The organism is Nostoc sp., assembly GCF_036919555.1.
Taxonomy (GTDB): Bacteria; Cyanobacteriota; Cyanobacteriia; order Cyanobacteriales; family Nostocaceae; genus Nostoc.
Genome location: NZ_JBALCS010000095.1, coordinates 90,817 through 115,878 on the forward strand (window position 1 = coordinate 90,817; position 25,062 = coordinate 115,878).

General features: G+C 40.9%; 18 protein-coding genes and 3 pseudogenes. 8 read left to right on the plus strand and 13 right to left on the minus strand.

Going from position 1 to position 25,062, the window contains the following annotated elements; all coding sequences use genetic code 11:
* Positions 1-9 precede the first annotated feature (9 nt).
* Positions 10-207, minus strand: a complete 198-nt coding sequence (locus tag V7K36_RS26560; protein ID WP_335120668.1) for a hypothetical protein — start codon at positions 205-207, stop codon at positions 10-12.
* Between the two features lie 600 nt (positions 208-807).
* Between V7K36_RS26560 and V7K36_RS26565 the strand changes: the two genes are divergently transcribed.
* The gene (locus V7K36_RS26565) at positions 808-1,284 is read left to right on the plus strand and encodes a Uma2 family endonuclease (RefSeq protein ID WP_335120670.1); all 477 of its coding nucleotides are present in this window, start codon (positions 808-810) and stop codon (positions 1,282-1,284) included.
* 80 nt (positions 1,285-1,364) lie between these two features.
* On the opposite strand, the gene V7K36_RS26570 is transcribed toward V7K36_RS26565, so the two are convergent.
* The 4 genes from V7K36_RS26570 to V7K36_RS26585 all read right to left on the minus strand — a co-directional run bounded on the left by V7K36_RS26570 (position 1,365) and on the right by V7K36_RS26585 (position 3,004).
* On the minus strand, positions 1,365-1,595 hold the full coding sequence (locus V7K36_RS26570) for a type II toxin-antitoxin system RelE family toxin (protein ID WP_335120671.1): 231 nt from the start codon (positions 1,593-1,595) through the stop codon (positions 1,365-1,367).
* A 132-nt stretch (positions 1,596-1,727) separates the two neighbouring features.
* Complete coding sequence (locus V7K36_RS26575; protein WP_335120672.1) at positions 1,728-1,958, minus strand: hypothetical protein; 231 nt, start codon at positions 1,956-1,958, stop codon at positions 1,728-1,730.
* 43 nt (positions 1,959-2,001) lie between these two features.
* A complete protein-coding gene (locus tag V7K36_RS26580) occupies positions 2,002-2,256 on the minus strand; it encodes a YlcI/YnfO family protein (RefSeq protein WP_335120673.1) in 255 nt (84 codons plus the stop codon).
* A gap of 235 nt (positions 2,257-2,491) precedes the next feature.
* Positions 2,492-3,004, minus strand: a complete 513-nt coding sequence (locus tag V7K36_RS26585; RefSeq protein WP_335120674.1) for a hypothetical protein — start codon at positions 3,002-3,004, stop codon at positions 2,492-2,494.
* A gap of 381 nt (positions 3,005-3,385) precedes the next feature.
* On the opposite strand from V7K36_RS26585, the gene V7K36_RS26590 reads away from it, so the two are divergent.
* The 3 genes from V7K36_RS26590 (at position 3,386) to V7K36_RS26600 (ending at position 7,485) form a co-directional block, all read left to right on the plus strand.
* Positions 3,386-6,163, plus strand: a complete 2,778-nt coding sequence (locus V7K36_RS26590; protein ID WP_335120675.1) for a M16 family metallopeptidase — start codon at positions 3,386-3,388, stop codon at positions 6,161-6,163.
* Between the two features lie 369 nt (positions 6,164-6,532).
* Positions 6,533-7,030 (plus strand): hypothetical protein, encoded by a 498-nt coding sequence (locus V7K36_RS26595; RefSeq protein WP_335120676.1) that lies wholly within the window; start codon positions 6,533-6,535, stop codon positions 7,028-7,030.
* Positions 7,031-7,059: 29 nt separating this feature from the next.
* On the plus strand, positions 7,060-7,485 hold the full coding sequence (locus V7K36_RS26600; protein ID WP_335120677.1) for a hypothetical protein: 426 nt from the start codon (positions 7,060-7,062) through the stop codon (positions 7,483-7,485).
* A gap of 129 nt (positions 7,486-7,614) precedes the next feature.
* Here V7K36_RS26600 and V7K36_RS26605 read toward each other — a convergent pair whose 3' ends face one another.
* Complete coding sequence (locus V7K36_RS26605; protein WP_335120678.1) at positions 7,615-7,740, minus strand: hypothetical protein; 126 nt, start codon at positions 7,738-7,740, stop codon at positions 7,615-7,617.
* A 217-nt stretch (positions 7,741-7,957) separates the two neighbouring features.
* Between V7K36_RS26605 and V7K36_RS26610 the strand changes: the two are divergent.
* A pseudogene (locus V7K36_RS26610) lies at positions 7,958-8,086 on the plus strand (IS4 family transposase); the annotation flags it as partial.
* A gap of 389 nt (positions 8,087-8,475) precedes the next feature.
* Positions 8,476-13,917, plus strand: a complete 5,442-nt coding sequence (locus tag V7K36_RS26615) for a trifunctional serine/threonine-protein kinase/ATP-binding protein/sensor histidine kinase (protein WP_335120679.1) — start codon at positions 8,476-8,478, stop codon at positions 13,915-13,917.
* 351 nt (positions 13,918-14,268) lie between these two features.
* Here the strand turns inward: V7K36_RS26615 and V7K36_RS26620 are convergent, their stop codons facing one another.
* The 3 genes from V7K36_RS26620 to V7K36_RS26630 all read right to left on the minus strand — a co-directional run bounded on the left by V7K36_RS26620 (position 14,269) and on the right by V7K36_RS26630 (position 19,394).
* Positions 14,269-15,912, minus strand: a complete 1,644-nt coding sequence (locus V7K36_RS26620; RefSeq protein ID WP_335120680.1) for an acetolactate synthase large subunit — start codon at positions 15,910-15,912, stop codon at positions 14,269-14,271.
* A gap of 109 nt (positions 15,913-16,021) precedes the next feature.
* Positions 16,022-17,389 (minus strand): NAD-dependent succinate-semialdehyde dehydrogenase, encoded by a 1,368-nt coding sequence (locus V7K36_RS26625; RefSeq protein ID WP_335120681.1) that lies wholly within the window; start codon positions 17,387-17,389, stop codon positions 16,022-16,024.
* A 349-nt stretch (positions 17,390-17,738) separates the two neighbouring features.
* Positions 17,739-19,394: an adenylate/guanylate cyclase domain-containing protein gene (locus tag V7K36_RS26630; RefSeq protein WP_335120682.1), complete on the minus strand. Its 1,656-nt coding sequence runs from the start codon at positions 19,392-19,394 to the stop codon at positions 17,739-17,741.
* 117 nt (positions 19,395-19,511) lie between these two features.
* Between V7K36_RS26630 and V7K36_RS26635 the strand changes: the two genes are divergently transcribed.
* Complete coding sequence (locus V7K36_RS26635; RefSeq protein ID WP_335120683.1) at positions 19,512-19,667, plus strand: hypothetical protein; 156 nt, start codon at positions 19,512-19,514, stop codon at positions 19,665-19,667.
* Positions 19,668-19,780: 113 nt separating this feature from the next.
* Entirely contained in the window at positions 19,781-19,972 is a 192-nt protein-coding gene (locus tag V7K36_RS26640) for a hypothetical protein (protein WP_335120684.1), read from the plus strand.
* A 416-nt stretch (positions 19,973-20,388) separates the two neighbouring features.
* Here the strand turns inward: V7K36_RS26640 and V7K36_RS26645 are convergent.
* The 4 genes and pseudogenes from V7K36_RS26645 to V7K36_RS26660 form a co-directional block, all read right to left on the minus strand.
* A pseudogene (locus V7K36_RS26645) lies at positions 20,389-20,641 on the minus strand (transposase); the annotation flags it as partial.
* Positions 20,642-20,656: 15 nt separating this feature from the next.
* Positions 20,657-20,830 (minus strand): annotated as a pseudogene (locus V7K36_RS26650) (IS5/IS1182 family transposase); the annotation flags it as partial.
* Between the two features lie 289 nt (positions 20,831-21,119).
* Complete coding sequence (locus V7K36_RS26655) at positions 21,120-22,151, minus strand: SGNH/GDSL hydrolase family protein (RefSeq protein ID WP_335120685.1); 1,032 nt, start codon at positions 22,149-22,151, stop codon at positions 21,120-21,122.
* A 707-nt stretch (positions 22,152-22,858) separates the two neighbouring features.
* Positions 22,859-24,253, minus strand: a complete 1,395-nt coding sequence (locus V7K36_RS26660) for an S-layer homology domain-containing protein (RefSeq protein ID WP_335120686.1) — start codon at positions 24,251-24,253, stop codon at positions 22,859-22,861.
* Positions 24,254-25,062 lie beyond the last annotated feature (809 nt).

A 25,062-nucleotide genomic window follows, 5' to 3' on the forward strand; every position in this document is an offset into this window, starting at 1 on the left:
TAAGCTCAATTATTTCAGTGCATCTAAATTCAGAACAATTGAGGGAGCATTAGTACTGATCAAGTTACCACCTTTGAATAAAAAGTCGCCAATTACATTTTTTGTCTGTGGTGCATATTTCTCCCAAGGATCTTGTGCAACCCAAACTACCCGAACTAGGCGTGTCCACATCTCATTTGTCTTCTCAGCAGTGGAAATAACAGTCATAAAAGAATTACGTAAGAAAGCAGGAGTGAAAGCTACAGTTATATAGTTCCCTATAATTCTCCCCAATTTGCAGTAGTAGGTATTAAAAGTCAAACTTCTTTATACTGCTATATTTCCTCTATTTCTCGATACTGCTATATTTCCTCTATTTCTCGGAGATCAGCTGATCGGGGTGTGAGTTGCCTAACCAGTGCAGTATCAACCATCCAAAATTCCGCAGACGCACTCTCAGCGCAAGCAATAAATGCTGCATCATAAAGGGTAGATAATCGGTATTTATCGGCAATTTTCCAGATTATTGCCTAATTGCCTCTTCTTCAATGTAATCAATAGGCAGTTCTTGCATGAGATTTTCGCTATCAATCAACGGAAAATGTCTGCAATCAAAGTGTCAGTCTCAATATTAATAGATAATATCATGTCCGCTTGATTACTTATAAAACCCCAAGAACCCCACCCCGCCAAAGCTACATTTTGTCTCCCCTCGCCGCCGGCGGGGAGGGGCTGGGGGTGGGGTGCAATGACTGTGGGAATCATAACTAATTATCCGAACATGATATAAGTTAAAATTAAATCAATGACTCTAGGCAAATATTAACTATGAGATGGGAAGAAGTTTGTGAACATAAACAATTACAAGATTTACCCTTCAAAATCGAATTAAATAAATGGGGTCAAATCGTAATGAGTCCAGTCAAAATTAAACACTCTTTTTATCAAGGAAGAATCCAACGTTTATTAGAATCTTTATTGAATGCAGGAGAAGTGATGCCAGAATGTGCTATCAACACATCAGACGGTGTGAAAGTTGCTGATGTTGTCTGGTGTTCAGAGGAACGATTTTCTCAAATTGAAGATGAAGTCTCAGCATCTATTGCACCAGAAATTTGTGTAGAAGTCAAATCCAGTGGTAATACTTTGGAAGAAATGAAATTTAAAAGAAATTTATATTTAGAAGCTGAAGCTGTGGAAGTATGGTTATGTAATGAACAAGGTCAAATGAAGTTTTATAATGAGCAAGGTGAATTAGGTCAATCTTTGTTAGTTCCTAACTTTCCTAAGCAAATTAAACGGTAATTGCAGATAAGATGGGAGAGAGCGTAGTTTACCTCCGTAGGCATCGCTTAAATTACCTATTTTTAAAATACATCTTAAAATTATTCATAAACTCTACTTCGATGCCCAATCAAAAGAATCGTTACTTGATTTAAGTCATCATCTATTTGATAAATAACCCGATAGTTACCTACGCGATAACGATAATAACCTGATAACTCACCTTTCAAAAGTTTTATATTATAGCGTTTCCTAATCAGATGAAGTACATTATAGCTCCCTCCTCGCCTGCGGGGAGGGGGTTGGGGGTGGGGTTCTTGTACCTCACTCAACCGAGAACCGCTATAGGAGAATTACGAGACTCAATCTTTAAACGTTCAAAACAACGATCTAATTTTTTTTGTAAAGAAGCAGAATAAAACTGGAAAAATTCTTGAACATTAATACTAATAATAACAGTATACTTAATATTTTCGTTGGAGTTGGTCAACAGAAATTACCTTACCTTCTTTAACATTCTTCTTTGCTTGAGCAAGTGCTTCTTTAAAACCCTCTATTTTCAACAATTCTTCAGTTGCTTCATTCTCGTCTTTTTCTGCTAAATACGCCAAAAAATCAGCAGCCACTAAGAATCTCTCTGGTGAGAGTTTCTCAACATATTCTTTAATTTGCTGGCGAATTTCTACTGAATTCATAAAGTTTTATGAGATGTTATAAAGATTATCTAAACACAAAACTCTAGTCACGTCGCCCTTCGTACTCTCTGAGGCTGCGAGTCAAATCTGTAGAGGCTGCTTGTATCCCAGTTTTAGCTTTAACGGTTTCGCTACGGGCAATTATCCGTTGATGGGCAGCCCATCCCCTGCGGCGGCTCACCTCACGTTCTAAAGCCTCAACTACCAAATCATTCAGGGATTCGCTACTCTCCTTAATTTTCTTAGCTTTGACAAGTAAATCAGCCGGAAACCGAATCGTTAGGGCTTCGCGTTCCATAGCGATCATTACAACCAAATATTGATACCATTTATTATAACCGAGTTGGTAAATCTCTTGTAATCAGTCGCTAATCTACTTCTGAGGCTTTGATAAAAAGATGTTATCACCCAGATGCCAACTTAAAAGGAAATCAAGTTAAGCAATAAAGGTGAAGAAAAACAATTACTTACCTTCACCCTTACTGCTTTCCTCCATCTGAGCAAGAAGTTTAATTTTTTTAACTCTCTTGTGCTTAAAACGCAACAGATTGGGCTGTCCCCTTCAGAGAGATTGTTGTATAAATTTGTTTCTGCCCCTGGTTGAATTGAGGAATCACAGAAAAGCGGTTTATTGTGGTGATTCCTTTAGTTTCAACTTTTACTTCGTTGCTATATACAAGGTTTACACGAGGTATGAGCAAGGTAAATGTGGTGTTGCCAGTATCTACTGTCTTTTTAATAGTCACAGTCACTAGTGTACCAATTTCCGTATCTACAGTACGGATCTCATCTCCCGCAAAGTTTAATGTCTGTTTCTGCTCTTGATAGTTGAAAAGGGGCTTACCAGTAAAACTTGACGTTGAGTAATTAATACTGACTTTCTCGCCTTTGGAATTATACCCTATGAAATTATACAAGTTCGGTGTTTTTTCTTCTAGAGCATGAGATTGTAATACAGGTATTGCTGCTAAGGTTATACCTAATGTGAATGATGCAATTAAGTTTCTTGTTTGCATATTTAAAAAAGTTATTGCTAATTTGACCAAGATATCTACCCTGATGGGATGACAATAAGAATGAAACCAATTATGAAAGTGGATATTCCGGAAAACTTGTCAAATGAAACACATCGCAATCGTTGTTAATATACTTGTAATAATTTGTAATAGCGCGTAAAGTTACATTTGTCTTGAAAATCGAGAAGAAGTGGCAAGAAATAAGGAAAGGGATTTTTATACCCTCGTTCTGGGCTATTGCTCGTAGGTGTCTTGCAAATAGGTAAACTTGAAAACCGACTATTACAGCATCGCGGAAATAAAGCTACCATTGAAAATGGTAAAAAAGCCGGGAATGTAAGTCTTTTGACTTTTTCAAACCGGTACTAAGGTTTTGTTTTATAATTAGAAATTTTGCATTTACCATTGCTTATGAAGCGACGCTCATATATGCTTGTAGGGTTTTTTCTTAGCCTCCTGCTAAGTATTGTGCCTTTTTCAGGCAATTTCACCAATGCTGCAACACCGACAGCAGTCGCACCTGTATCTGCTCTTTCATTCACCCAAGGGGTAAAAAAAACGGTATTGGACAACGGCTTAACAGTACTAACTAAAGAAGTCCATACCGCCCCAGTAGTGAGCGTGCAAGTTTGGTATAAAGTTGGTTCACGTAACGAGGTTAAGGGAGAGAATGGCATTTCTCACCAGCTAGAACATTTGATGTTCAAGGGTACAACTGCCCGTCCAGTGCAGTTTGGCAGGTTGTTTAGTGCCTTGGGTAGCCAGTTCAATGCTTTTACTAGTTATGACGAAACAGCTTACTTTGGCACAGTGCAACGAGACAAACTCGAAGCATTGTTGACACTGGAAGCCGATCGCATGGAAAACTCCTTAGTTGGGAGTGAGCAACTGACAAGTGAAAGGCGGGTGGTGATCTCCGAGTTACAGGGGTACGAAAATTCACCAGGCTATCGTCTGAATCGGGCAGTGATGCGAGATGCTTTCCCTAGCAGAGCCTATGGCTTACCTGTGGGAGGCACAAAAGCCGATGTAGAGAAATTCACGGTGCAGCAGGTGCGGGATTATTACCAAACCTACTACAGCCCAGAAAATGCGACGCTGGTGATTACAGGGGATTTTGCCACAGAACCTGCACTCAAATTTGTGAAAGAAACTTACGGTAAGTTGCCAAAACGACCCAAGACGGCTGTAGCTAAAAATTCCGCCCAGGTGACTGCTCCTACCTCTGTTGCTAAAAAAGCGGCGATCGTTTTGAAGCAACCTGGAAGTGCGGCACTGCTGCAAGCGGTGTATCCGTTAACAGATATCAAGCATCCTGATGTCCCGGCAATTGATGTGATGGATGCCATCCTCACAGGTGGACGTAGTTCTAGGCTTTACCAGGCTTTGGTGGAATCTGGACTCGCTAGTTCAGTGAGTGGCGGTGCTGCCGAACTCATCGAACCCGGTTGGTATGAAATTGATGCTACGGCGGCTCCAGGTCAAGAGTTGGGGAAAATTGCCCAGGTACTCCAGCAATCTTTAGCAAAATTGCAACAGCAGCCTGTTACCACAGAAGAATTGAACCGGGCGAAGACGCAACTGCAAGCCTCGTATATTTTGGGTAATCAAGACATCACTAGTCAAGCTACCCAACTGGGGTATAACCAAACTGTGGCGGGGGATTATCGTTATATTGAACGGTATCTGGCTGCGATCGCTAAAGTCACCCCAGATCAAGTCCAGGAAGTAGCAAAAACTTACTTAAATCCGGCTAAACAAACCATCGGCTTCTTTGAGCCAACTCAACCAGATGGTAAACCAGGAACTTCTAACGCTGGTTCTAGTCGCACGGTGGAAAATTTCAGCCCCGGTAAACCTGTTGATCCAGCAGAACTGGCCAAATATCTCCCACCTGCTACATCAGCTACAGATTCGGGCAAACAATCACTACCAGAAGAGTTTACCTTAAATAATGGTTTGCGAGTTTTGCTCTTGCGCGATCGCAACCTCCCTACCATTAACCTGAGTGGACAAATTAACGCCGGTACTGAATTTGACGGCAATCAAAAAGCTGGATTAGCGAATCTGACTGCGAACAACTTAATGAATGGGACGCAGACTAAAAATGCTTTGGACTTGGCAAAAACCTTAGAAGACCGGGGAGCCAGTTTAGAGTTCAGTGCTAGCCGCGAGGGAGTTAGCGTTAGTAGTCAGGGGCTTTCCGCAAACTTGCCGATATTAATTCAAACTCTGGCAGATGTCTTAGAAAACGCCACTTTCCCAGCCGATCAGTTAGAACTGAGTCGCCAACGGGCCCTGACAAGTCTTAAAGTCCAGCTAGATGACCCCAAAGGACTGGGACGACAACTATTTCAGCAAGCAATTTACCCAGAAAATCATCCATTTCATAGCTTTCCCACAGCCGAGAGCTTAAAGAGCATTACTCGTAATCAATTGCTTGGCTTTTACCAGACACACTACCGACCAGATGGCACGACGATCGCTTTAGTTGGAGACTTTGATCCAGTTAAGGTAAAAGCTTTGCTAAATCAGGTGTTTGGTAAATGGCAACCCACAGGTAAGTTACCTGTGCTGAAAATAGCATCTGTGCCATTACCGCAAACTTTGACACGTTTAAACAAACTAATTCCTGGTAAAACAGAGGCTGTTACCTACATCGGCTACAACGGCATCGCTCGGAAAGACCCGCGTTTTTATGCAGCCCTGGTGCTGAATCAAATTTTGGGTGGTGATACCTTATCGAGCCGCTTGGGTACAGAAGTGCGCGATCGCCAAGGTCTGACCTACGGTATCTATAGTGGTTTTGCTGCCGGAATCAATCCCGGCCCGTTCTTGATTCAGATGCAGACTGCTCCTGGAGATACCCAAAAAGCGATCGCCAGTACTCTCGCTTTACTCAAACAGTTGCGCGAACAAGGAGTAACTGAGGCTGAATTCAACGCGGCAAAACGCTCAATTACCAATAGCTATCCCGTGGATTTAGCTAATCCCAGTGATGTATCAAGCATGATTTTGGATAATGCTGTCTTGGGACTTTCACGATCAGAAATCCGAGACTTTCCTCTGCGGATTCAAGCAGTCACTATGGCTCAAATGCAACAGGCAATTGAGGATTTAATTAAGCCGGAAAATCTGGTGATTGTCACCACCGGGCCTGAAGATAGTGTGCCCAAGATTGGATCGTAATTTCAGATAAAGGTGCAAAGATGTACTTTGCACCTTTACGTATTGACTGAGATTAGACCTTTTGCTTTTATTTGGATTTTTATCAAGAAGTCTATTGAGCAATACCATTTGGGTTAAGACTTCAACCTAGCGGATTGCCATATATTACTAATTGCGATCGCCTAAACTTTATCAAAACTTTTTTTAGATTAAATTATCGGGAAGAATTAAAAATATCTGAAGTGAATTCATCTCTAAAATTAAGTAATTAAACTGGAAAGCAATCATTTATATTAAGTTAGAAATTGATAAATTTTCAGTGGAAATATCAAAGACTAAGCTATAAAATTGCGTTATTGTTAGAGCGTCCGCATACAGTCAATCACAATTATGAAAAGTCGGGAACATATTGATCCTATTTTTGAACGACTTTTTTCTAAGATTAGTCCTAAAATAGCAGATTCTTTCACTGATGAGCAACTAAAAGCCATACAAAGGGGTTTCGGTTCTCAAGCTGGAAGCCGTCATTCTTTAGATATAAGAGTTTCAGTACCTATTCCCGGACTACGATTTTATCTAGTTTTATTAGCAGGTTCGGAACGTCGTTCGCAACAGCGCTTGCAAAATGAAAAAGGCAGATATCCTCTTTTCAATGCAGGCAATATTATATTCTTAACAGGATTTTTAACCATTTTATTGAGTTGTAGCTTCACTATTTTTCCTTTTTTATGGTCTTCATTTACTTCACTTGCTTCATTTACTTCCATCTCTACTTCGCCATACCCTACATCTATTCCTTGGATTTTCGATAAATCTGAATGCGAACACACTAACAGAACTTGGAGTAATCAAAAGTGTTGGGATGATCAACATAGTCCAACGTTTTGAAGCCTATTCACACCGACAATAAAAACAATATGCCTAGAAATCGTTTAACTAAATATTCGTCCAAAAATGACACTTTTCTACAACAGTTTTTCGCCTGCATTCCTTCTGAAGTAGCAGCTACCTTTAGCGATGCCCAATTGACAGAATTACAAAAGGTATTTAAGGAGCGGGTTAGCAAGCGTCATGCTGTGGATATCAGGCTTTCTATCCCATTCAATAAAAAGCGCTTTTATGCAGTTTTTTTACTTGGCAAGGAAAAGAGGTCAAAACAGAACCGAAAAGATACAATTTTCACACCTGTAAATAGTATCTTACTAATAAGATATTGTCTGGGATTAATAACTTTGTTGCTTGCTGCGCTCTATATAATTGAAATGGTGTTGGGAATTAATACCTTTCCCAATAAAGAAATCCAAGAGTTTGTCAAATATTTAATCAGCATTTTTTCGATTTAGGATCGGTGCATCTACCTTTTAATATAAATTTTTCAGATATTATGTATATAATTGACATCCAAAGAGGATTAGAATAATTATTTTAATTATATTTTTCATCTAAAACTCAAAATTCAGAATTTTAATTCCTTATACAGAACGCGAACCGCCAAGCCCTATTTCCTCAAGAGCATTTGGTAATTCGGCTTGTTGAGCAACTCGAATAGCTAATGCTGTTTTTCCACCGTCAAAGGTAAGTTTCAAACGATTTTTCATTTGTTAAAAATACTGACTACTGAAGTTTTTTATCTAGGGCTACTAAGCTCGACTTTATCCATTTTTTAGGCTAAAAAGCTTATGAGATAAAGAATGCAACAATTTATGGTAGAAAAAGATCGGTCTAGTTTTGTCAAGAAGACCAATAAGATTGATAATATTACCTAAATTCTACCAAACACATCTCTAAAGTCAACTAAGTACTGCCGAATATCTCTTGCTGCAAATTTTGATTATTGTGCTGCAATCGATTAAAAAAGTTAGTTTAGAAGCTTTGGCCAATGCTTTAGCAATTCCGATCGAATTTGAAAGTAGAAGAAAGAAAGTCCAGAGATTTTTTCATATACTGAGCTAGTCTCCACAATAGGCTCGGCTGTTGGTGTTGCTGATGGTGAGCCTTACTGGAATGCATACTGGGGCGGTGGCAGGTCTGGGTTAACTTTAAAGGCGACGTTAATGTAGTGTTGTATGCTCGATTTACTTCTTGGACTGACGCAAGTAAGTGAATTCGCCAGTTATTTAGCACAACTAGACTTAGACTATTACGTAGAAAATTACGTAGAAAAACTAGATGCCTATACTGTATGAAAAAGTTTATAGTTATTGCGTGGTGTAAAGTTCAGCCTCGCTAATCTTTACTTAATTACCATTTGAAGAGTTAACTTGACTTGAATTCTGGGAACTATCATAGTAACGACCAAAATCTATTAGAAAACAACATTCAGACAAGTATTAATGTTCAAATTAATTGCTCACATCCCTGACTATAGTATTACAAGTTTAATTTATGAAGCTGCTGCCACAGTAATTTATCGAGCATACTCCAAGGCTAACGGACACTCAGTTGTTATCAAACTGCTCAAAGCAGAGTATCCGACTATCAAAGAGATTGCTCAACTCAAGCACGAATACGAAATTATCCAAAACTTGAATATTGCAGGTGTAATTAAGGCCCATGAATTAATCAGTTATGACAACGGCTACAATAATGGTCTAGCACTGGTTTTAGAAGACTTTGGTGGAGAAACCTTAAAACATCAGATATCTACTACAGGAGTTGAACTTACAAAATTTATTAACATTGCCGATCAAATTACTGAAACTTTGGGAGAGTTACATACCCACCACATTATCCATAAGGATCTTAAGCCCGAAAATATTCTTTATAACCCTAATACCGAAAAAATAAAACTGATTGATTTCAGCATTGCTTCGCTGTTATCAAAAGAAAGCCCAGAAATTAGTAGCCTCAACCTTCTAGAAGGAACACTGGCTTATATGTCGCCAGAGCAAACCGGACGTATCAACCGAACCTTAGATTATCGTACAGATTTTTACTCATTAGGTGTCAGTTTCTACGAAATGCTAACGGGTCAGCTTCCCTTCCACAATGCTCAAGACTCAATGGAGTTAGTGCATTGTCACATTGCAAAAATTCCTATAGCTCCTCACGAGATTAATCCTAATGTACCATTGGGAATCTCTGCGATCGCCATGAAGCTCCTGAGCAAAACTGCTGAAGAGCGTTACCAGAGTGCTTACGGCTTAAAGGCTGATCTAGAGCAAGCAGCAATACAACTACAAACAAAAGGAAGCATTGACCTTTTTAGCTTAGGTCAGCAGGATTTTTCACATCAATTCCAAATAGCTCAAAAACTTTACGGTCGGGAAGTAGAAGTGGCGGCTTTAATGGCTGCCTTTGAAAAAGTTAGCCTTGGTTCAAGCGAAGTTGTGATGGTAGGAGGATACTCTGGTATTGGCAAATCCTCACTAGTTAACGAAGTTCACAAACCGATTGTGCGGCAACAAGGTTACTTCATCGGTGGCAAATTTGACCAACTTAAGCGAGATATTCCTTATGCTTCTTTGATTCAAGCATTTCGAGAATTGATGCGACAACTGTTAACTGAAAGCCAAGCCAGAGTTGAGGTTTGGAAAAATAAATTACTACAAGCATTGGGAGTTAATGGTCAAGTTATTATTGATGTCATCCCGGAAGTAGAATTGATTATCGGACAGCAAGCACCTGTACCGCAGCTGGGGGTTGCTGAGTCTCAAAACCGTTTTAATCGGGTGTTTAAGCAATTTATTCATGCCTTTACTGCTGCTCTCCATCCCTTAGTACTGTTTTTAGATGACCTCCAATGGGCAGATGCTGCCTCTGTGAAGCTGGTCGAGAACTTGATGACTGACCCAGAAAGTCAGTATCTATTGCTGATTGGGGCTTATCGAGATAACGAAGTTAGTCCCACCCATCCGCTGATGCTAATGCTAGAGGCAATTCGAGCATCTGGGGCAACCGTTGAAGAGTTGCTCTTGAAGCCATTAGCAGCACCTCATATTACTCAACTACTTAGTGACACGTTCAATTGCGAATCATCTCAGGCAGAACCTTTAGCCGATTTGCTATTTCAAAAAACCCAAGGTAATCCTTTTTTCTTGACTCAGTTACTAAAAGTACTACATCAAGATAATCTCTTGACATTTGATTATCGTTCCGGTTTCTGGCAGTGGGATCTCAACCAAATTCAGGAACAAGCCATTACCGATAATGTAGTCGATTTAATGGTGAATAAAATTCAGAGATTGTCATCACCAACTCAGCAAGTTTTACAATTAGCTGCTTGTGTTGGAAACCGGTTTAATTTAGAAATTCTCGCTGTAGTCAACGAAAAATCTGCATCAGCAACAGCAATTGATTTATGGTCAGCTTTGCACGCGGGATTAATTCTACCTTTAAGTGATACTTACAAAATTCCTCAGTTGTTGAACCCGTCTGAATTGGCAATATACTGCGATACTGTGGTAAAAGTTGACTATAAGTTCTTGCATGATCGCGTTCAGCAAGCTGCCTATTCTTTAATTCCAATCGGTCAGCAACAACAAGTACACCTGAAGATAGGAAAATTACTATTACATAATACTGAAAAAGCCCAGTTGGAAGAGCATCTTTTTGAGATAGTTAACCATCTCAATGCTGGAGAGTCATTGATTTTTGAGCAAGCAGAAAGATACGAACTGGCAGAATTAAATCTGAGAGCAGGTCAGCGAGCAAAATCATCTTCGGCATTTGTAACTGCACTAAAATTGCTGAAAATAGGGATGAGTTATCTACCTGAAAATAGCTGGCAAGATAAATATTTACTGACGTTAACTTTATATTTACAATCTGGAGAAGCAGAATTTTTAAATGGTGAATATGAGCAAGCTTTGCTGATTTTGGAGCAGACTTTCACCAACGTTAAAACTACTCTTGATATGTGTCGCGTAAATGAATATCGGATTATGTGCTATCGCATGGAGAATGACTTAAACTCAGCCTATGAAATTGGGTTAAACACTTTGGAACTTTTAGGCTTGAAGTTTACAGCTTATCCTGATGATGCATATCTGTTGGAAAAACTTAATCAAACAAAAAAAATTATTGGCGATCGCTCAACTTTTAGTCTTGCAGAACTACCACAAATGCAAGACGAAGAGAAGTTAATGGCTCAACGCATCTTAAAAGAAGTCTGGCCCATTGCCTACTTTTTAGGATCTAAAGCGTTGCATATCACATCGATGAATATAACTCAACTTTCAGTGCAGTATGGCAACTCACCGATTTCGGTATTTGGTTACATGCTCTATTCCTTCAACTTAGTATTTCAATATGGTGAAGTAGATTTAGGCTATGAGTTTGGTGAGCTATCTCTGCGTTTGCATGAAATTTTAAGAACGAAGGAATTAGAAGCGAATATTTTGAATATGTGGGGAGGTTTAATCTGTCATTACAAAGACCATATTAGCGAGGGGAAACCTTATTTGTTGAAGGGATTTAATAGTGGTTTAGAAACAGGATCTTATCAATGGTCTGGTTATTGTTCAGTTAATTTTTTATGGCAATGCTTATTTGGAAATGAATCTTTGGAAAAAACCGCAGAAGTCGCCGAAGATTTTATTCCTACCCTCCGCAAGATTGACAAAAATATGTTGAACTACCATCTGCTGGCTATGGAAGCGATCGCTAACCTGACTAAGCCAACAGACAAGATTGACGAGCTTGTTGGAACTTGGGCAGATGAACAGCAAGTGTTAGAGTTTGCGTTGGCATCTTCGGATATGTTGAGTGCATTTGTAGTTTACATCTATAAACTTGCGCTCTGTAATTGGTTTGGAGAATTTATCAAAGCTGTTGAGTATGGAGAGAATGCCGAAAAATTTGTTGGGGGAGCGCGAGGGATTTTTATTAATCCTGTTTTCTATTTTCACCAAAGTATTGCCTTATCAGGGGCTTATGCGGAGGTAGATACAGAAACTCAAGTGATTTATCTAGATAAACTAAATGCCAACTTAGAAAAATTCCAGCAATGGGCAATACACTGCCCAACCAATTATCAACACAAGTTCCTGCTGATTCAAGCTGAAATTGCTCGGATTTGTAAAGAAGATTATCAGGCAATGGAACTGTATGATCTAGCGATCGCTTCTGCTGCCGAAAACGGTTATTTACAAAATGAAGCCTTGGCAAACGAACTGGCATTTCGATTTTACTTAGCTAAGGATAGGAAAAACTTTGCCAAAATTTATTTAAAAGAAGCCCGCTATGGCTATTTAAAGTGGCAAGCTACGGGTAAAGTTCGGCAACTGGACGAACAATATTCCCAAATTTTTAGAGATACAGTCGAGCGGCGTACGGCTACAAAGCAGATTCAGGACATTTCTGAAGCTAAAACCCAAACTCTAGATATCAGCACAGCGATTAAAGCATCCCAAGCACTCTCAAGCGAGATGGAGCTAAATCGGCTGCTGGAGAAAATGATGACGATCGCGATCGAGAATGCTGGGGCCCAAATGGGTTATCTACTTGTAAAACGGGAGAACCAGTGGGTGATTGAAGCCGAAGGAAACATTGATCGAGATCAAGTGACAGTGCGATCGTCCAGTCTGGTGCAAGTAAAGCATAAATTGCCAGTTTTACTGATTAACTATGTTGAAAGAACAAAAGAAAATTTGGTTTTAGACGATGCTAGTCACACAGAGCGTTTTGTGAGTGACAACTATATTATTGCCAATCAACCTAAATCAGTTTTGTGTTCGCCTTTTGCTCATCAGGGTAAGCTAACTGGAGTTCTTTACCTGGAAAATAACCTCACCACCGGAGCCTTTACCGCAGAGCGACTAGAGGTACTGAACTTATTGACTTCGCAAGTTTCCATCTCTATAGAAAATGCTCGCCTCTACACAAATTTACACATATACTCCCAAGAGTTGGAAATTTCGGAAACACAAGCGCGTGAGAAAGCAAAGCAGCTAGAGCACACACTTGATGAATTGAAGCTCACCCAGTCCCAGATGGTGCAAAGCGAAAAAATGTCTAGCCTCGGGCAGTTGGTGGCAGGCGTTGCTCATGAAATTAATAACCCAGTCAGCTTTATCTACGGCAACCTGACTTATGTAAATAATTATATCAAAGACTTGATGAATGTAGTACAACTTTATCAGCAGCAAAACCACAATTTACCACCTAAAATTCAGAATGAAATAGATGCAGTTGACTTAGATTTTTTGATGGAAGACTTACCTAAACTCTTGGCTTCAATGAAAGTGGGAACTGATCGTATTCGCCAGATTGTATTATCTTTACGAAACTTTTCCCGCTTAGACGAAGCTGAAGTCAAAGCCGTTGATATCCATGATGGCATTGATAGTACCCTAATGATTTTGCAAAATCGGCTCAAACCCCAGCCAGACTCTCCCGGAATTCAGGTAATACAGGAGTACGGCAACCTGCCACCTGTAGAGTGCTACCCTGGACAACTGAATCAGGTATTTATGAATCTGCTCGCAAATGCGATCGACTCTTTAGACGAATTTAACAAACATCGGACTTATGCCGATATCGCACGTCAGCCAGGCATCATTACAATTCGGACTACTGTTGAAGGCGATGTCGCCGTCATTCGCATTGCTGACAACGGTTCTGGTATCGGTGAAAATGTGCGATCGCAACTCTTCACACCCTTTTTTACTACCAAAGCTGTTGGTAAAGGCACTGGTTTAGGGCTATCTATTAGTTACCAGATTGTAACTAAAAAGCATCGAGGACAGTTGGAATGTGTATCCATTTTAGGACAAGGGGCTGAATTTATTGTTTCTATCCCCCTTCAGGCAAGGCTAGAAGCAAGAAGTGTCTAATGGGACTTAGACAAAAAACACCCAGAAAAAAGCCTCAAATCTATATACAGAGAGACTTTGACATCGTTTTGCTTGGTTTATTGATATATCTGGGTTTGAGCCATTTTTGAGCATTTGGTGTATTTCCCTAACCCTGTATGGGTTTGAGGCTTGTTTATCCCTCAAAAATGTTTAAGTCCCGTTAAGTTAGATCAAAGTTATGGTGCAGTAGATGTAACTCAAAATGAAATGAAGTGAAGCGGTGCGTTAGCCTTTGACATAACGCACCCTACCAAAACACTAAAGAAGTAGAAATTAATAAGGAGTTAGGAATAAATAACTCCTAACTCTTAACTCCTAACTCCTAACTTTTTACATCGCACAACTTAACTCATCAGCTTTTTGGCTAAAGCGGTGATTCTCTCGATAATCTACGGGACAATCTATTACGGCTGGTACATCTTGAGCGAGGGCTTCTTTGAGGGTGGGAATCAAATCTAAAGCTGATTCAACTCGGTAGCCTTTTAAACCCATGCTTTCAGCGAATTTGACAAAATCAGGATTGCTAAAATGCACAAAAGCTGAGTTTCCTTTGCCAAAATGATTTTCTTGCTTCCACTCAATTAAGCCATAGCCACCATCATTAAAAATTATGGTGACAAAGGGAGTACCGACACGCAAGGCTGTTTCTAATTCCTGAGAATTCATCATAAAGCCACCATCGCCTGTTACAGCAACGACTTTGCGTTTAGGATGAACGAGTTTTGCTGCTAAAGCACCAGGAATGGCAATACCCATGGCCGCGAACCCGTTGGAAATTATGCATGTATTGGGGCTATGGCAATGATAATGACGGGCCATCCACATTTTATGTGCGCCAACATCAGAGATGACAATATCATCTGGGCCCATCACTTGCCGTAAGTCATAAATTAACTTTTGCGGCTTGATGGGAAATCCGTCATCATGGGCATACTGTTCGTAATCAGCGCGAATCTCTGATCTTAAGCTGATGGCAAAGGGATCGGGTTTACCTTGTCTGTCTGCTAATTTTAAAATTTCATAAAGGGAATCTGAAATATCTCCCACGACTTCGGCGTTGGGAATATAACTACTATCAATCTCTGCTGGACTTACCCCAATATGCACAATCGGAATTTCACCATTACGATTCCATTTTTTCGGGGAAAACTCAATCAAATCATAGCCGATCGCAATTACTAAATCTGTGTTATCAAAGCCACAGGTAATAAAATCTCTTTGCTGTAATCCCACTGACCACAAAGCTAGTTGGTGTGTGTAGGGAATTACGCCTTTACCCATGAAGGTATTGGCAACAGGTATATTCAGTAATGTGGCAAATTGCGTGACTGCATCACTTGCATTAGCGCGAATTGCCCCATTTCCTACTAAGATTAATGGGTTAACTGCTTGGCAAATTGCGGCTGCTGCTGCCCGAATGCTAGCAAAAGATGCATAGCTTTTTTCACTATTATCCTTACGCAAAGGTTTGCCTTCGACGGGCATGGCAGCAATATTTTCTGGCAAATCGATGTGAACTGCACCAGGTTTTTCAGATTGCGATCGTTTAAATGCTTTCCGCACTACTTCTGGTGTAATACTCGGTCGCACAATCTGTTTATTCCACTTGGTAACAGGTGCAAACATTGCCACCAAATCTAAATATTGATGGGATTCAATATGCATCCTATCTGTTCCCACTTGACCGGTAATCGCCACTAAGGGCGCACCATCGAGGTTAGCATCTGCTACCCCAGTCATCAAGTTGGTTGCCCCAGGACCAAGAGTAGAAAGACATACTCCAGCTTTTCCTGTTAGGCGTCCGTAGACATCGGCCATGAATGCTGCACCCTGTTCATGACGAGTCGTAATAAATTTAATCGAAGAATGTTTTAGTGCTTCCAAAACGTGCAGGTTTTCTTCGCCGGGAAGTCCAAAAATATATTGTACTCCTTCATTTTCTAGGCACTGCACCAATAATTCTGCTGTATTCATTTTATTTCCTAACTAGCAACGAATAAGACTTTAGTCATTTGTTCTTTGTCATTAGTCATTTGTCCTTTGTCCTTTGACTAATGACCAATGACTAATGACTAATGACTAATCATTTAACCCACACAGTTTTAACATTGACAAACTCATGTATACCTTGGATACTCAATTCTCTGCCATATCCAGAACGCTTGATGCCACCAAAGGGCAAGTGGGGATCAGATTTGACCATACTGTTGATAAACACGGCACCTGCTTCGATTTCCTCAACCAAGCGATCGCTCTCTTGGTCATTGGTTGTCCAAGCACTTGCACCTAAGCCAAAGGGACTGTCATTAGCAAGTTTAATGGCAGCATCGATATCCGAAACACGGAATAACAAGGCTACCGGGCCAAAAAATTCTTCTTTTGCAATTGGTGCCTCAGGCGGAATATCTATGATAATCGTTGGCGGATAAAAGTTCCCTGGACGATCTGATAAAGGATGTCCACCGGTGAGGACTTTACCACCACTGCTGATGGCATTTTGCACTTGTTGATCTAAATCCTGGAGAATACCAGGAGTCGCCAGTGGGCCTAAATCGGTATCTGGTTGCATGGGATCGCCTACTTTCAGCGCCTCAAATTTTTCTAAAAGCAATTTTTCAAATTTGTCTGCGATCGCTTCTGCGATAATAAAACGTTTGGCTGCAATACATGATTGCCCGTTATTCAACATCCGCGCTGTAGTAGCTGTGACAACTGCTGTCTCTAAATCAGCACTTGCTAACACAATAAATGGATCACTTCCTCCCAATTCCAAAACGGTTTTTTTAATTTGTTTACCGGCGGCGGCGGCGAGGGATGCGCCTGCTGGTTCGCTTCCTGTCAATGTGGCAGCTTTTACCCGATCATCAGCCATTAAATCGGCAACTTTAGCAGCGCCTATTAATAGAGTTTGAAACGCACCTTTAGGAAAACCTGCGCGTCGGATAATATCTTCAATTGCTAAAGCGCACTGCGGCACGTTGGAAGCGTGTTTGAGTAAGCCGACATTTCCCGCCATTAGTGCTGGTGCAGCAAAGCGGAACACTTGCCAGAAGGGGAAATTCCACGGCATCACCGCGAGAATTGCGCCCATTGGTTGGTAGCGAATAAAACTATTGCTAGCATCGGTTTTTACAGAAACATCAGCCAAAAAACTAGGGGCGTGTTCGGCATAATAGCGACAAACGACGGCGCATTTTTCGACTTCAGCGATCGCAGCTTTGAAAGGCTTACCCATTTCCAAAGTCATCAACTTAGCAAATTCTGCTTTGTCTTGCTCTAAAATATCAGCAGCCTTTTGCAGCCAGTGCGATCGCGTCAAAAAACTAGTCTGACGGTACTGTTCAAAAGTCTGATTAGCCAAATCGAGTTTAGCGGTAATTTCTGCATCATTGAGCGCCTCAAAGGTTTTAAAAGTTTCCCCAGTGGCGGGATTAATGGTGGCGATCGCCATTACCTGACCTCCTCTTAAAAAATAGCTTCATGTAAGCTTCCTAATGTTATACATATAAATTGGGGAAGCTACTACCCAAATTTTAGTCTTTTAACGAAGAATTAGTTGTTTAATATGACAATTTCTCAATTATTTTTGAAACAAAAGATACAACTTAACTATGTATTTATCTTGATAAATTTGTCATTTGTTAGTTGTTTTTCCAATACCCAATGCCCCTGATCAGTGCTGAGTTTTGAGTGCTGTTAGCGGATAGCTATGGTTTAGCCCGTGCTGAGTGAGGAATCTCACTTCTTTACTGGCAACTCAGAACTCGGAACTGTTTTGCCCAATGCCCCATGCCCCATGTCTAAAGACTAATGAATGGACTAATAATTGTTGGCATTTGGTGCAATTGTGTCTTATAAACCTTAACTAATCGCTCAATACCTTTAAAACGATAATCTCCCATTTCCTCGAAGTCCGAGGGGTGTGAAAGCATTTTATGGGTGACTTCACTAATCACGCATTCACCAGGGGGACAAACTGCTTCCATGCGAGCAGCAAGATTAATCGTCGCGCCTAATGCCGTATAATCTACCCTTTGGGAACTACCGACATCTCCCACAACAGCCTTACCGCTATTAATTGCAATACGCAATTGTAGGGGTTCTTGCCAAAAATCATTGGCATTAAGATGTTCGAGACGATAGAGCATTCCCTTGGCAGCACTAACAGCGCGATCGGCGTGATCTGCTTGCGGTTCTGGAGCGCCAAAAAATGCCATAATACAATCGCCAATATACTTATCTAAAGTGCCACCGTAACCAAACACTTCTTTTAGCATTTCTTCAAATAAATTATTTAATAGTTGAGCGATCGCAGTTGGTGTTAACCGTTCAGAAATTGCCGTAAAGCCAACCAAATCTGCAAACAAAATACTGATTTCGCTCTCGGCTGGCGCTAAACGACCACCCGGTAATCCGCCTACAGATATCAACTGCTGTACAACTGCTGGAGAATGATAACGTTCTAGTCGGTGACGAATCATCTCTTCAGTTTTGAGTTTCTCTACCAGTAGCCAACGCTGCACACTAGAAGCCACAAGGTTTGCTAAAGCTGAAAAAAAGCTGAGTTCTTCTTCGCCTTCATTTGCCCAATGGTAAGAAGAAAGATTGGCATCGGCATACAGTACGCCCACAACTTTATTTTCATCCCATAAAGGCACCGCCATCGCGCTACGAATGCCTTTTACCAAAATACTCTGTTCACTAGCAAACCGTTCATCCTGATGAGTATCAGCAGTTTGAATCACAACTTTTTCGTCAAATACCTTTTGACAGATACTACGACTAATCCAACTCCCATCAGAGGGGAGATGTTTCTGTTGAGAAACGTTTCTAGTGGCAGCATTCACTAACTCTAACTGTCCGGAACCATTGACATCAATTAATAATGCCAAACGTTCGATACTATCAAGGTAACGAAAAACGACTTGCTGCACCTGAGAAAAAATCTCTTCTATAGATGCCGCTGCACAGAGATTTTTGGCTATGTCTACTAAGTCTTTGAGACGGGCAATGGTTTTGTCCTTATTATTATTGATGTCGCCATCTTTACTATCAGCTGCGATCCATTGCTGTTGTAATTGTTCGACATTGTGAAGGATTGTTCTTTGCTCATTAATGTCCGAAGTTCCAAGATACTCAGGTGTCGATTGTGGAACAGGGCTTGTGAGCAACACTACCAGGCTAACATTGCCCAGCCAAAGTACATCGCCATGATGTAACTCTTGGGGACACTTAACAAGATATTTATTCACTTGGGTGCCGTTTTTGCTGCCCATATCCTCAATAGTCCACACACCTTCAGCCGTTTTCACTAGGCGAGCATGGTTGCGGGATACTCCAGTAAAAGGTAGGTACAAGTTACATTCCGGCAAACGGCCAATTGTAAATACATTTTGGTCAACTGCGATCGTTCTCTCGGTATCTCCCTCTTGTACGCGTAGCGTCAGTTCAGTCATGAGTGTGATCGATCCATTGAAGCTATGGGTGCAGACAACTCTAAGGAAAGTTATACCCTACAGGTTAACCTTCACCTTGTCTTTATGACACTGTTAACTGCATTCTGACAACTATATGTGACGGATATTACATTGAATGAGGCAATTTTGTTAGAGTTTAGCTTTCAATCAACCCCTGAAGCTGGAAGTAAAATAAATGTATCCTCACTTAACCGCATCATGGCTATCCAAGAAATCGAACGGCAACTCCTTCAACTTTCTCCCCAACGATAAACTGTATATTATTCAACTTCTAGCCCAAAGCCTGACCACACCCAGACCAACCAAGTAAACTCTCAGAGTTTTTCCGTCAATTTCCCCTGGCTAAACTCACCACAGAACTCGACTTGAGCCGAAATGGCTGGTCATTGCTCAAAACTCTCATCGATTCTCTACAACCAGAAACCCAAACCGAAACCCCAGAATATCCCCTGACTCAATTCTATGGATGTATCCAAGACGAAACATTAGACTTCTTGCATAAATCAGAAATAAGAACCCCACCCCGCCAAAGCTACGCTTTGTCTCCCTGCCCCTAATCCCCAGAGGGGACCCCGAGTTCCCCGCTCTTCGAGAGGGGATTAAGGCTGGGGTGTTTGGGACTTTTGCAAGAGGTCTATTTTTTCGCCATCCCCAAGGACAACAACCAGAACGCGAACCGATTCTATGAAATTCCTGCTAGATACTAACACTTGCATTATTTATATGCGTGGTAAAAACACAACCTTAAAGCAGAAACTAGAATCCACTGCAACTAAAGATATTGTCGTTTGTTCAATCGTTAAAGCCGAGCTATTTTACGGCGAGATAAAAATCAGAAACCTTTGTTGTAATTAGGGTTTGCTGAAAAAGTAGTAAAAAAGTAAGAGGAGGGTTGACTAGTTATTCAAACAAAGTCAAATATAAGCGTTTATTGTCTACAACTCCGAAGATGATAATTTTTAATTATACAAGACTACAAAAAAGTTCTATTTTTGAAAAATAGACATAATAAAAGCACAAAAAAGCCGTGACAGGTGAGTAGAAAGATTCATCACTAAAAAAGTAATAGCAATTGCAGTTTGAGAAGTATGAGATAGTTTAGCCATGACTCTACCCAGGCTAAATCTTCTTTTACCTTGCCCAAATTTTCCCTCAATACAATTACGAATCCGAGAGGATTCCAAATCTTGTTTCTTTTTTTCTTTACTAACATTGTTCTTGGTTTTTTATCTACTTAATGTCTTTGCGGGCGCTCCCATTTCTGTAGAGAATCCAGAAGAATATTCCTCTTCAAATTCTGTCCAGGGTATTAAAGAAGCTAGAACTACCCAACGATTATCTGATCATAACTTCAGAGAAAACGCAAGTTCAAAGTTTTCTGGTGAGATTGCCGCCTGACCCTTTTTTCGGTACATGGTTACTAATGACATACTCCTGAGTGTTAGTCACTTAAATGCAAGGATTGTGAGCTATTTTACTTTCTTGTCTTGCACCTGAATATACTTCTTTGGTCTGATAATCGCAGTATGTCAGCTTTTCTTTCTTTTTCAGCAAACCCTAGTTAGGAATGTGAATTAAATAACGTCCAAATATGGTTTTTAACCTCACCCCGCCTTTGACATTCGCCAAAGTCTCCCCTCTCCGAACTCACGGAGAGGGGTTGGGGGTGAGGTTTTGTATTTTATTAAATCCGCGTTCCTTAGTTTAGTTTTCAACTATTGTATGAGACAATTTTCCATCAACAACCCAACTTGCTGACCTTTTTTGTTGACGCTTCAGCGCTCCTATCGCACCAAAAGCACCAAGGGCTAAAATCCCCAAGTTGATCGAAGGTTCAGGGACAGACTTAGCCTCAATCGCCGCCAGTGCAACATCTGCTATCACCTTATGAGCAGAGGTCGTTGGGTGGAAACCGTCCCAGCTGAGAAACTTGTTGTTACCTGGGTTACATATATCTGGTCTAGATAAACAAGACTCGGTTACATTCGTAAAACCCAATGCACTTGCCTGATTAAATAAAGAATAAGTATCAATCGAGATGATGTTAAGATTCGGATTTTGATTCAAATCGCTCACAGTTTTTGCTAAACCCAAGTTAAACTCATTAGTAGATTTGCTAAGGGTTGTAGGGTTGCGATCGTTGATTTTCGCTGCTGGTATCTGTCCCAAATCTGGCAAGTTAAACACCAAAATATTTTTCGCGCCGACTCCTACCAGAGTATTCAACGCCAGAGATATATTACTGATTGGCGTGGCCGAGTCTTCAGGGTTAAGAAAAAAGAAATCATTCGCACCTCCCCACAATGTATAAAGTGCATCTGGATCAGCAGTTTGATTATTTGCTTTCAGAGTTCCAGCAAAGCCAAGGACTTGTTTGAGTACTCCTGGTAAATTTTGATTGGGAACGACAGCATTATCTAAACCAGAGCTAGCACCACCGAAAGCGAAGTTTATCCCTTGGGTAGGAATTTGTGTGGGAAGAATAGTAGTGAATAAAGTAGGCTTTAACCCTAGCTGATCTCCGAGATAATCCACCCAGATTGGGCCATCGGAAAAACGTCCATCAAAGTAAGGTGGGCTTTGAGGGTATGTTTTACCCGTAGCATTATATATATTGCCTGTATCGGAAAGACTATCGCCAAATACATAAAGCTGATCAAAACTCGCAGCCGAGGCTTTGGTCGGTAACATGAAAGAAAATAGAACAAATCCGGCTGCGATCGCTTGTTTTTTCATATTCGTTTTACCTGTGGTATTCCTTAGTACAATATTTCATTAATTCGTAGCGAATTCTCTGCGTGCTTCTGCGCTCCTAGCTTGCGGCAAGGCGAAGCGCTTATGCGTTTAAATTTCAACCCTCAATTCGGGACGATTTTACGCAAGCTGTACTTACTCTGTTTAAAAGTAATCAAAGGCGGATAGTCAGTTACTTCAAAACTAAGTACTCCTATTGAGTTAATTTACGTTGTTTTACTTAACTATCCCTCAAAAATTCATCAAACACGGATAAAAACGCTGTAAATACTTAGATTTACATTTTCTTGATAACAAATCGGTATATTACAAAGAAATAGCAAAATTTACATCATAAGGGGTGGTAATTGCCCACTTTTATGCTCTCGATGGACTAACCGCAACAGAATCGGGTAAACCATCGTAGACATTGCTTAAACTAATTCTGGCGGTTTAAGTCAACAGCAACTAATATCATGTCCGCATAATTGCAGCCCTCCCCCAACCCCTAAGAGCCTGCGGGGAACTCGGGGTCCCCTCTGGGGATTAGGGGCAGGGAGACAAAGCACAACTTTGGCAGGGTGGGGTTCTTGGGGTTTAATAAGTAATCAAGCGGACATCATATAACAAAACGTTCAGCGATCGCTCAGTCAAGTCGCGGCAAGTTTTGTGACTCTTGTCTTTATCACCGTTACGAATTACGAATTATTTTAACTTCGCTTTAATTTCAAAGCCTCAGCAGCCGATACACCCTCACCCTGAGTGCCGAAGTACCACAAAATTGTAGCAGCCTCAGCACGAGTTACTGGTTTTTTAGGTTGAAACAGAGTCGTATAACCAAATACCCGGCGAATATTCGATTGTTCGCTATTCTGGTAATCAGCCAAGATTGCTCTTAAAGCCTTGGGGTCAATTCGGGCTGCGTCTTGGAAACCCCAGGTTTGTTTGACAGCATCTAAGTTAGCAGAGGGTAAAGCTTGGCGAGTATCTAAGGGTAATTTCCACAGCAGCAACTGTTCCCGCGTTAGGGGTGCATCAGGACGAAACAAAACTACTGTAGAATCTCCAGACAATGGACTGGGAATTAACCCAGCTTCGGCTAATCCCTGAATTGCTGGAAAATCAGGGTCTTTTGCCGACACATCACTAAAAATTGGTTGAGTACTTTCTGATGCCAAGCGAATTTGTTTAGCGGGATTGCTGGCATAGATAGCATTATTAGCAGCAATTAGCCAACGGGCATATTCCCGATGTGTAACGATTTTACTGGGTTCAAACTGGTTAGTTGTGGTAGTAGAGTTACTCTTAGTTGCCTTTGGTTCTAGAGACAAAACACCTAATGCAGCCAAGTCTTGGATATGTTGCCGCCATTCTTGCGGTGCTTTATTCAGATCATTGAATGCCTGAGATTCGGCTGTGGCTGTAGGAGTTGTTTGATTATTAGCCGTGCTTGGTGGCTGTGCTGCCAAATTTGCAGGTGGTACCGGGCCAATGAACTGTGGATTACTTGGTTGAGGAACGGCGTTATTAGTTTCGCTAGGATTTGTATTTGGGGTAGGTTGTGCCGTTACAGTACTATTCGGTAGGTACTCAATCAATAATTCAGTGGCTGTTTGGGGTTGATTCGGTGTGGCATTAGTAACTGATTTGGGCTGAATAGAAACCTTCAACAGCAAATCGTTACGACGTGCCTCAAATGCACCTCCCGCATCATCTGTTGGCTGTTGCAAAATCTGCCAGTTATTTGTTTGAAACTGGCTGCGATAAAAGCTAGCAATAAAGTTGCTGGGATCAGAACTCAACCAACGAGTTGAGATTCTGTTTTCTGAGCCGCTAGCAGGTGTAACTTCCTGGAGTTTGGCATTGGAATATAGTGGGATATCTTTGGGAAAATCAGCTGGTAACTTAATTGTTGATTCGTTTGGCTGTGCTTGCGGTTGGTTAACCTGAGATTCTCCAAAGACAGCTGGATTGTTTTGCAGCTTAGGATCTGCCGCCAAAGATTGCTCAAGGTTTTTGGCGACTGGACTGTTAGCACAGGCTGTTAACGAGGTGAGTAGAACAGCCCAAATTAGAAATACAGCTGGACGTTTACAGGGAAGCACAGGAAATCACAAATTGAGTTTCAATTCCTACCCTAGCGCAGACTGTTCATTAAATGGGAATCCGAATAGGGGATTGGGCATTGCTCTCCTCCAATCCCCTACTTCTCTGCTGTTCTTCCTATTGGTGAAGATGATGATATCTCAAAAAATTAGTAAACGGTAGCAAAAAGCTACCGTGTTGTCTTTGTTTTACAGCCATTAGGTTTTGTTCCCATGCTTATTTATAGAATTCCCTAAAATTCTGGCAAACTAACATTTTCGGAAAAAAATATAAACAAATCTGGAATGCTTGCTAGATAAGAGTTTTGTGATCTTGGTGCTGTCTTTAGTTCTGAGATCAGGGTTAAAGCCACCCACTAGGAACTGAGCAAAATTAATCTGGCAGACTACTAGATCGTGAATCAATTTTTCAGATAGTTCTCTAAATATTCAATTACCAGAGCGGATAAGTGATTGAAAACTCGCCAAAGAACAGTTTAGTTACCAAAAGCTTTAATCTCCTTGCACATGCACTATTAGTCAGGCGATCGCCAACCAACTGAAGTGATAGACTAGGACTAAAGCCCCCCTTAGCCTCACCCAAGGAGGGCATCGCTAACGTTGGCTTACAATCGATTCTGGAAATTATTCATCTAACGATGGTAAGCTTAGTAAGGCAATAGCTGGAAAATGCCAGTTTTAAGCAATTCCAGCAACTTAGCGTAAGTTCGTTATTCTTGGCGACTGGGGTTATATGCAAAGCAATCAAGTATTGCAGCAGTTTCCCTAGTATCTGTTAGCTATGGCTGTTTCCCAATCATTAGTAGGAT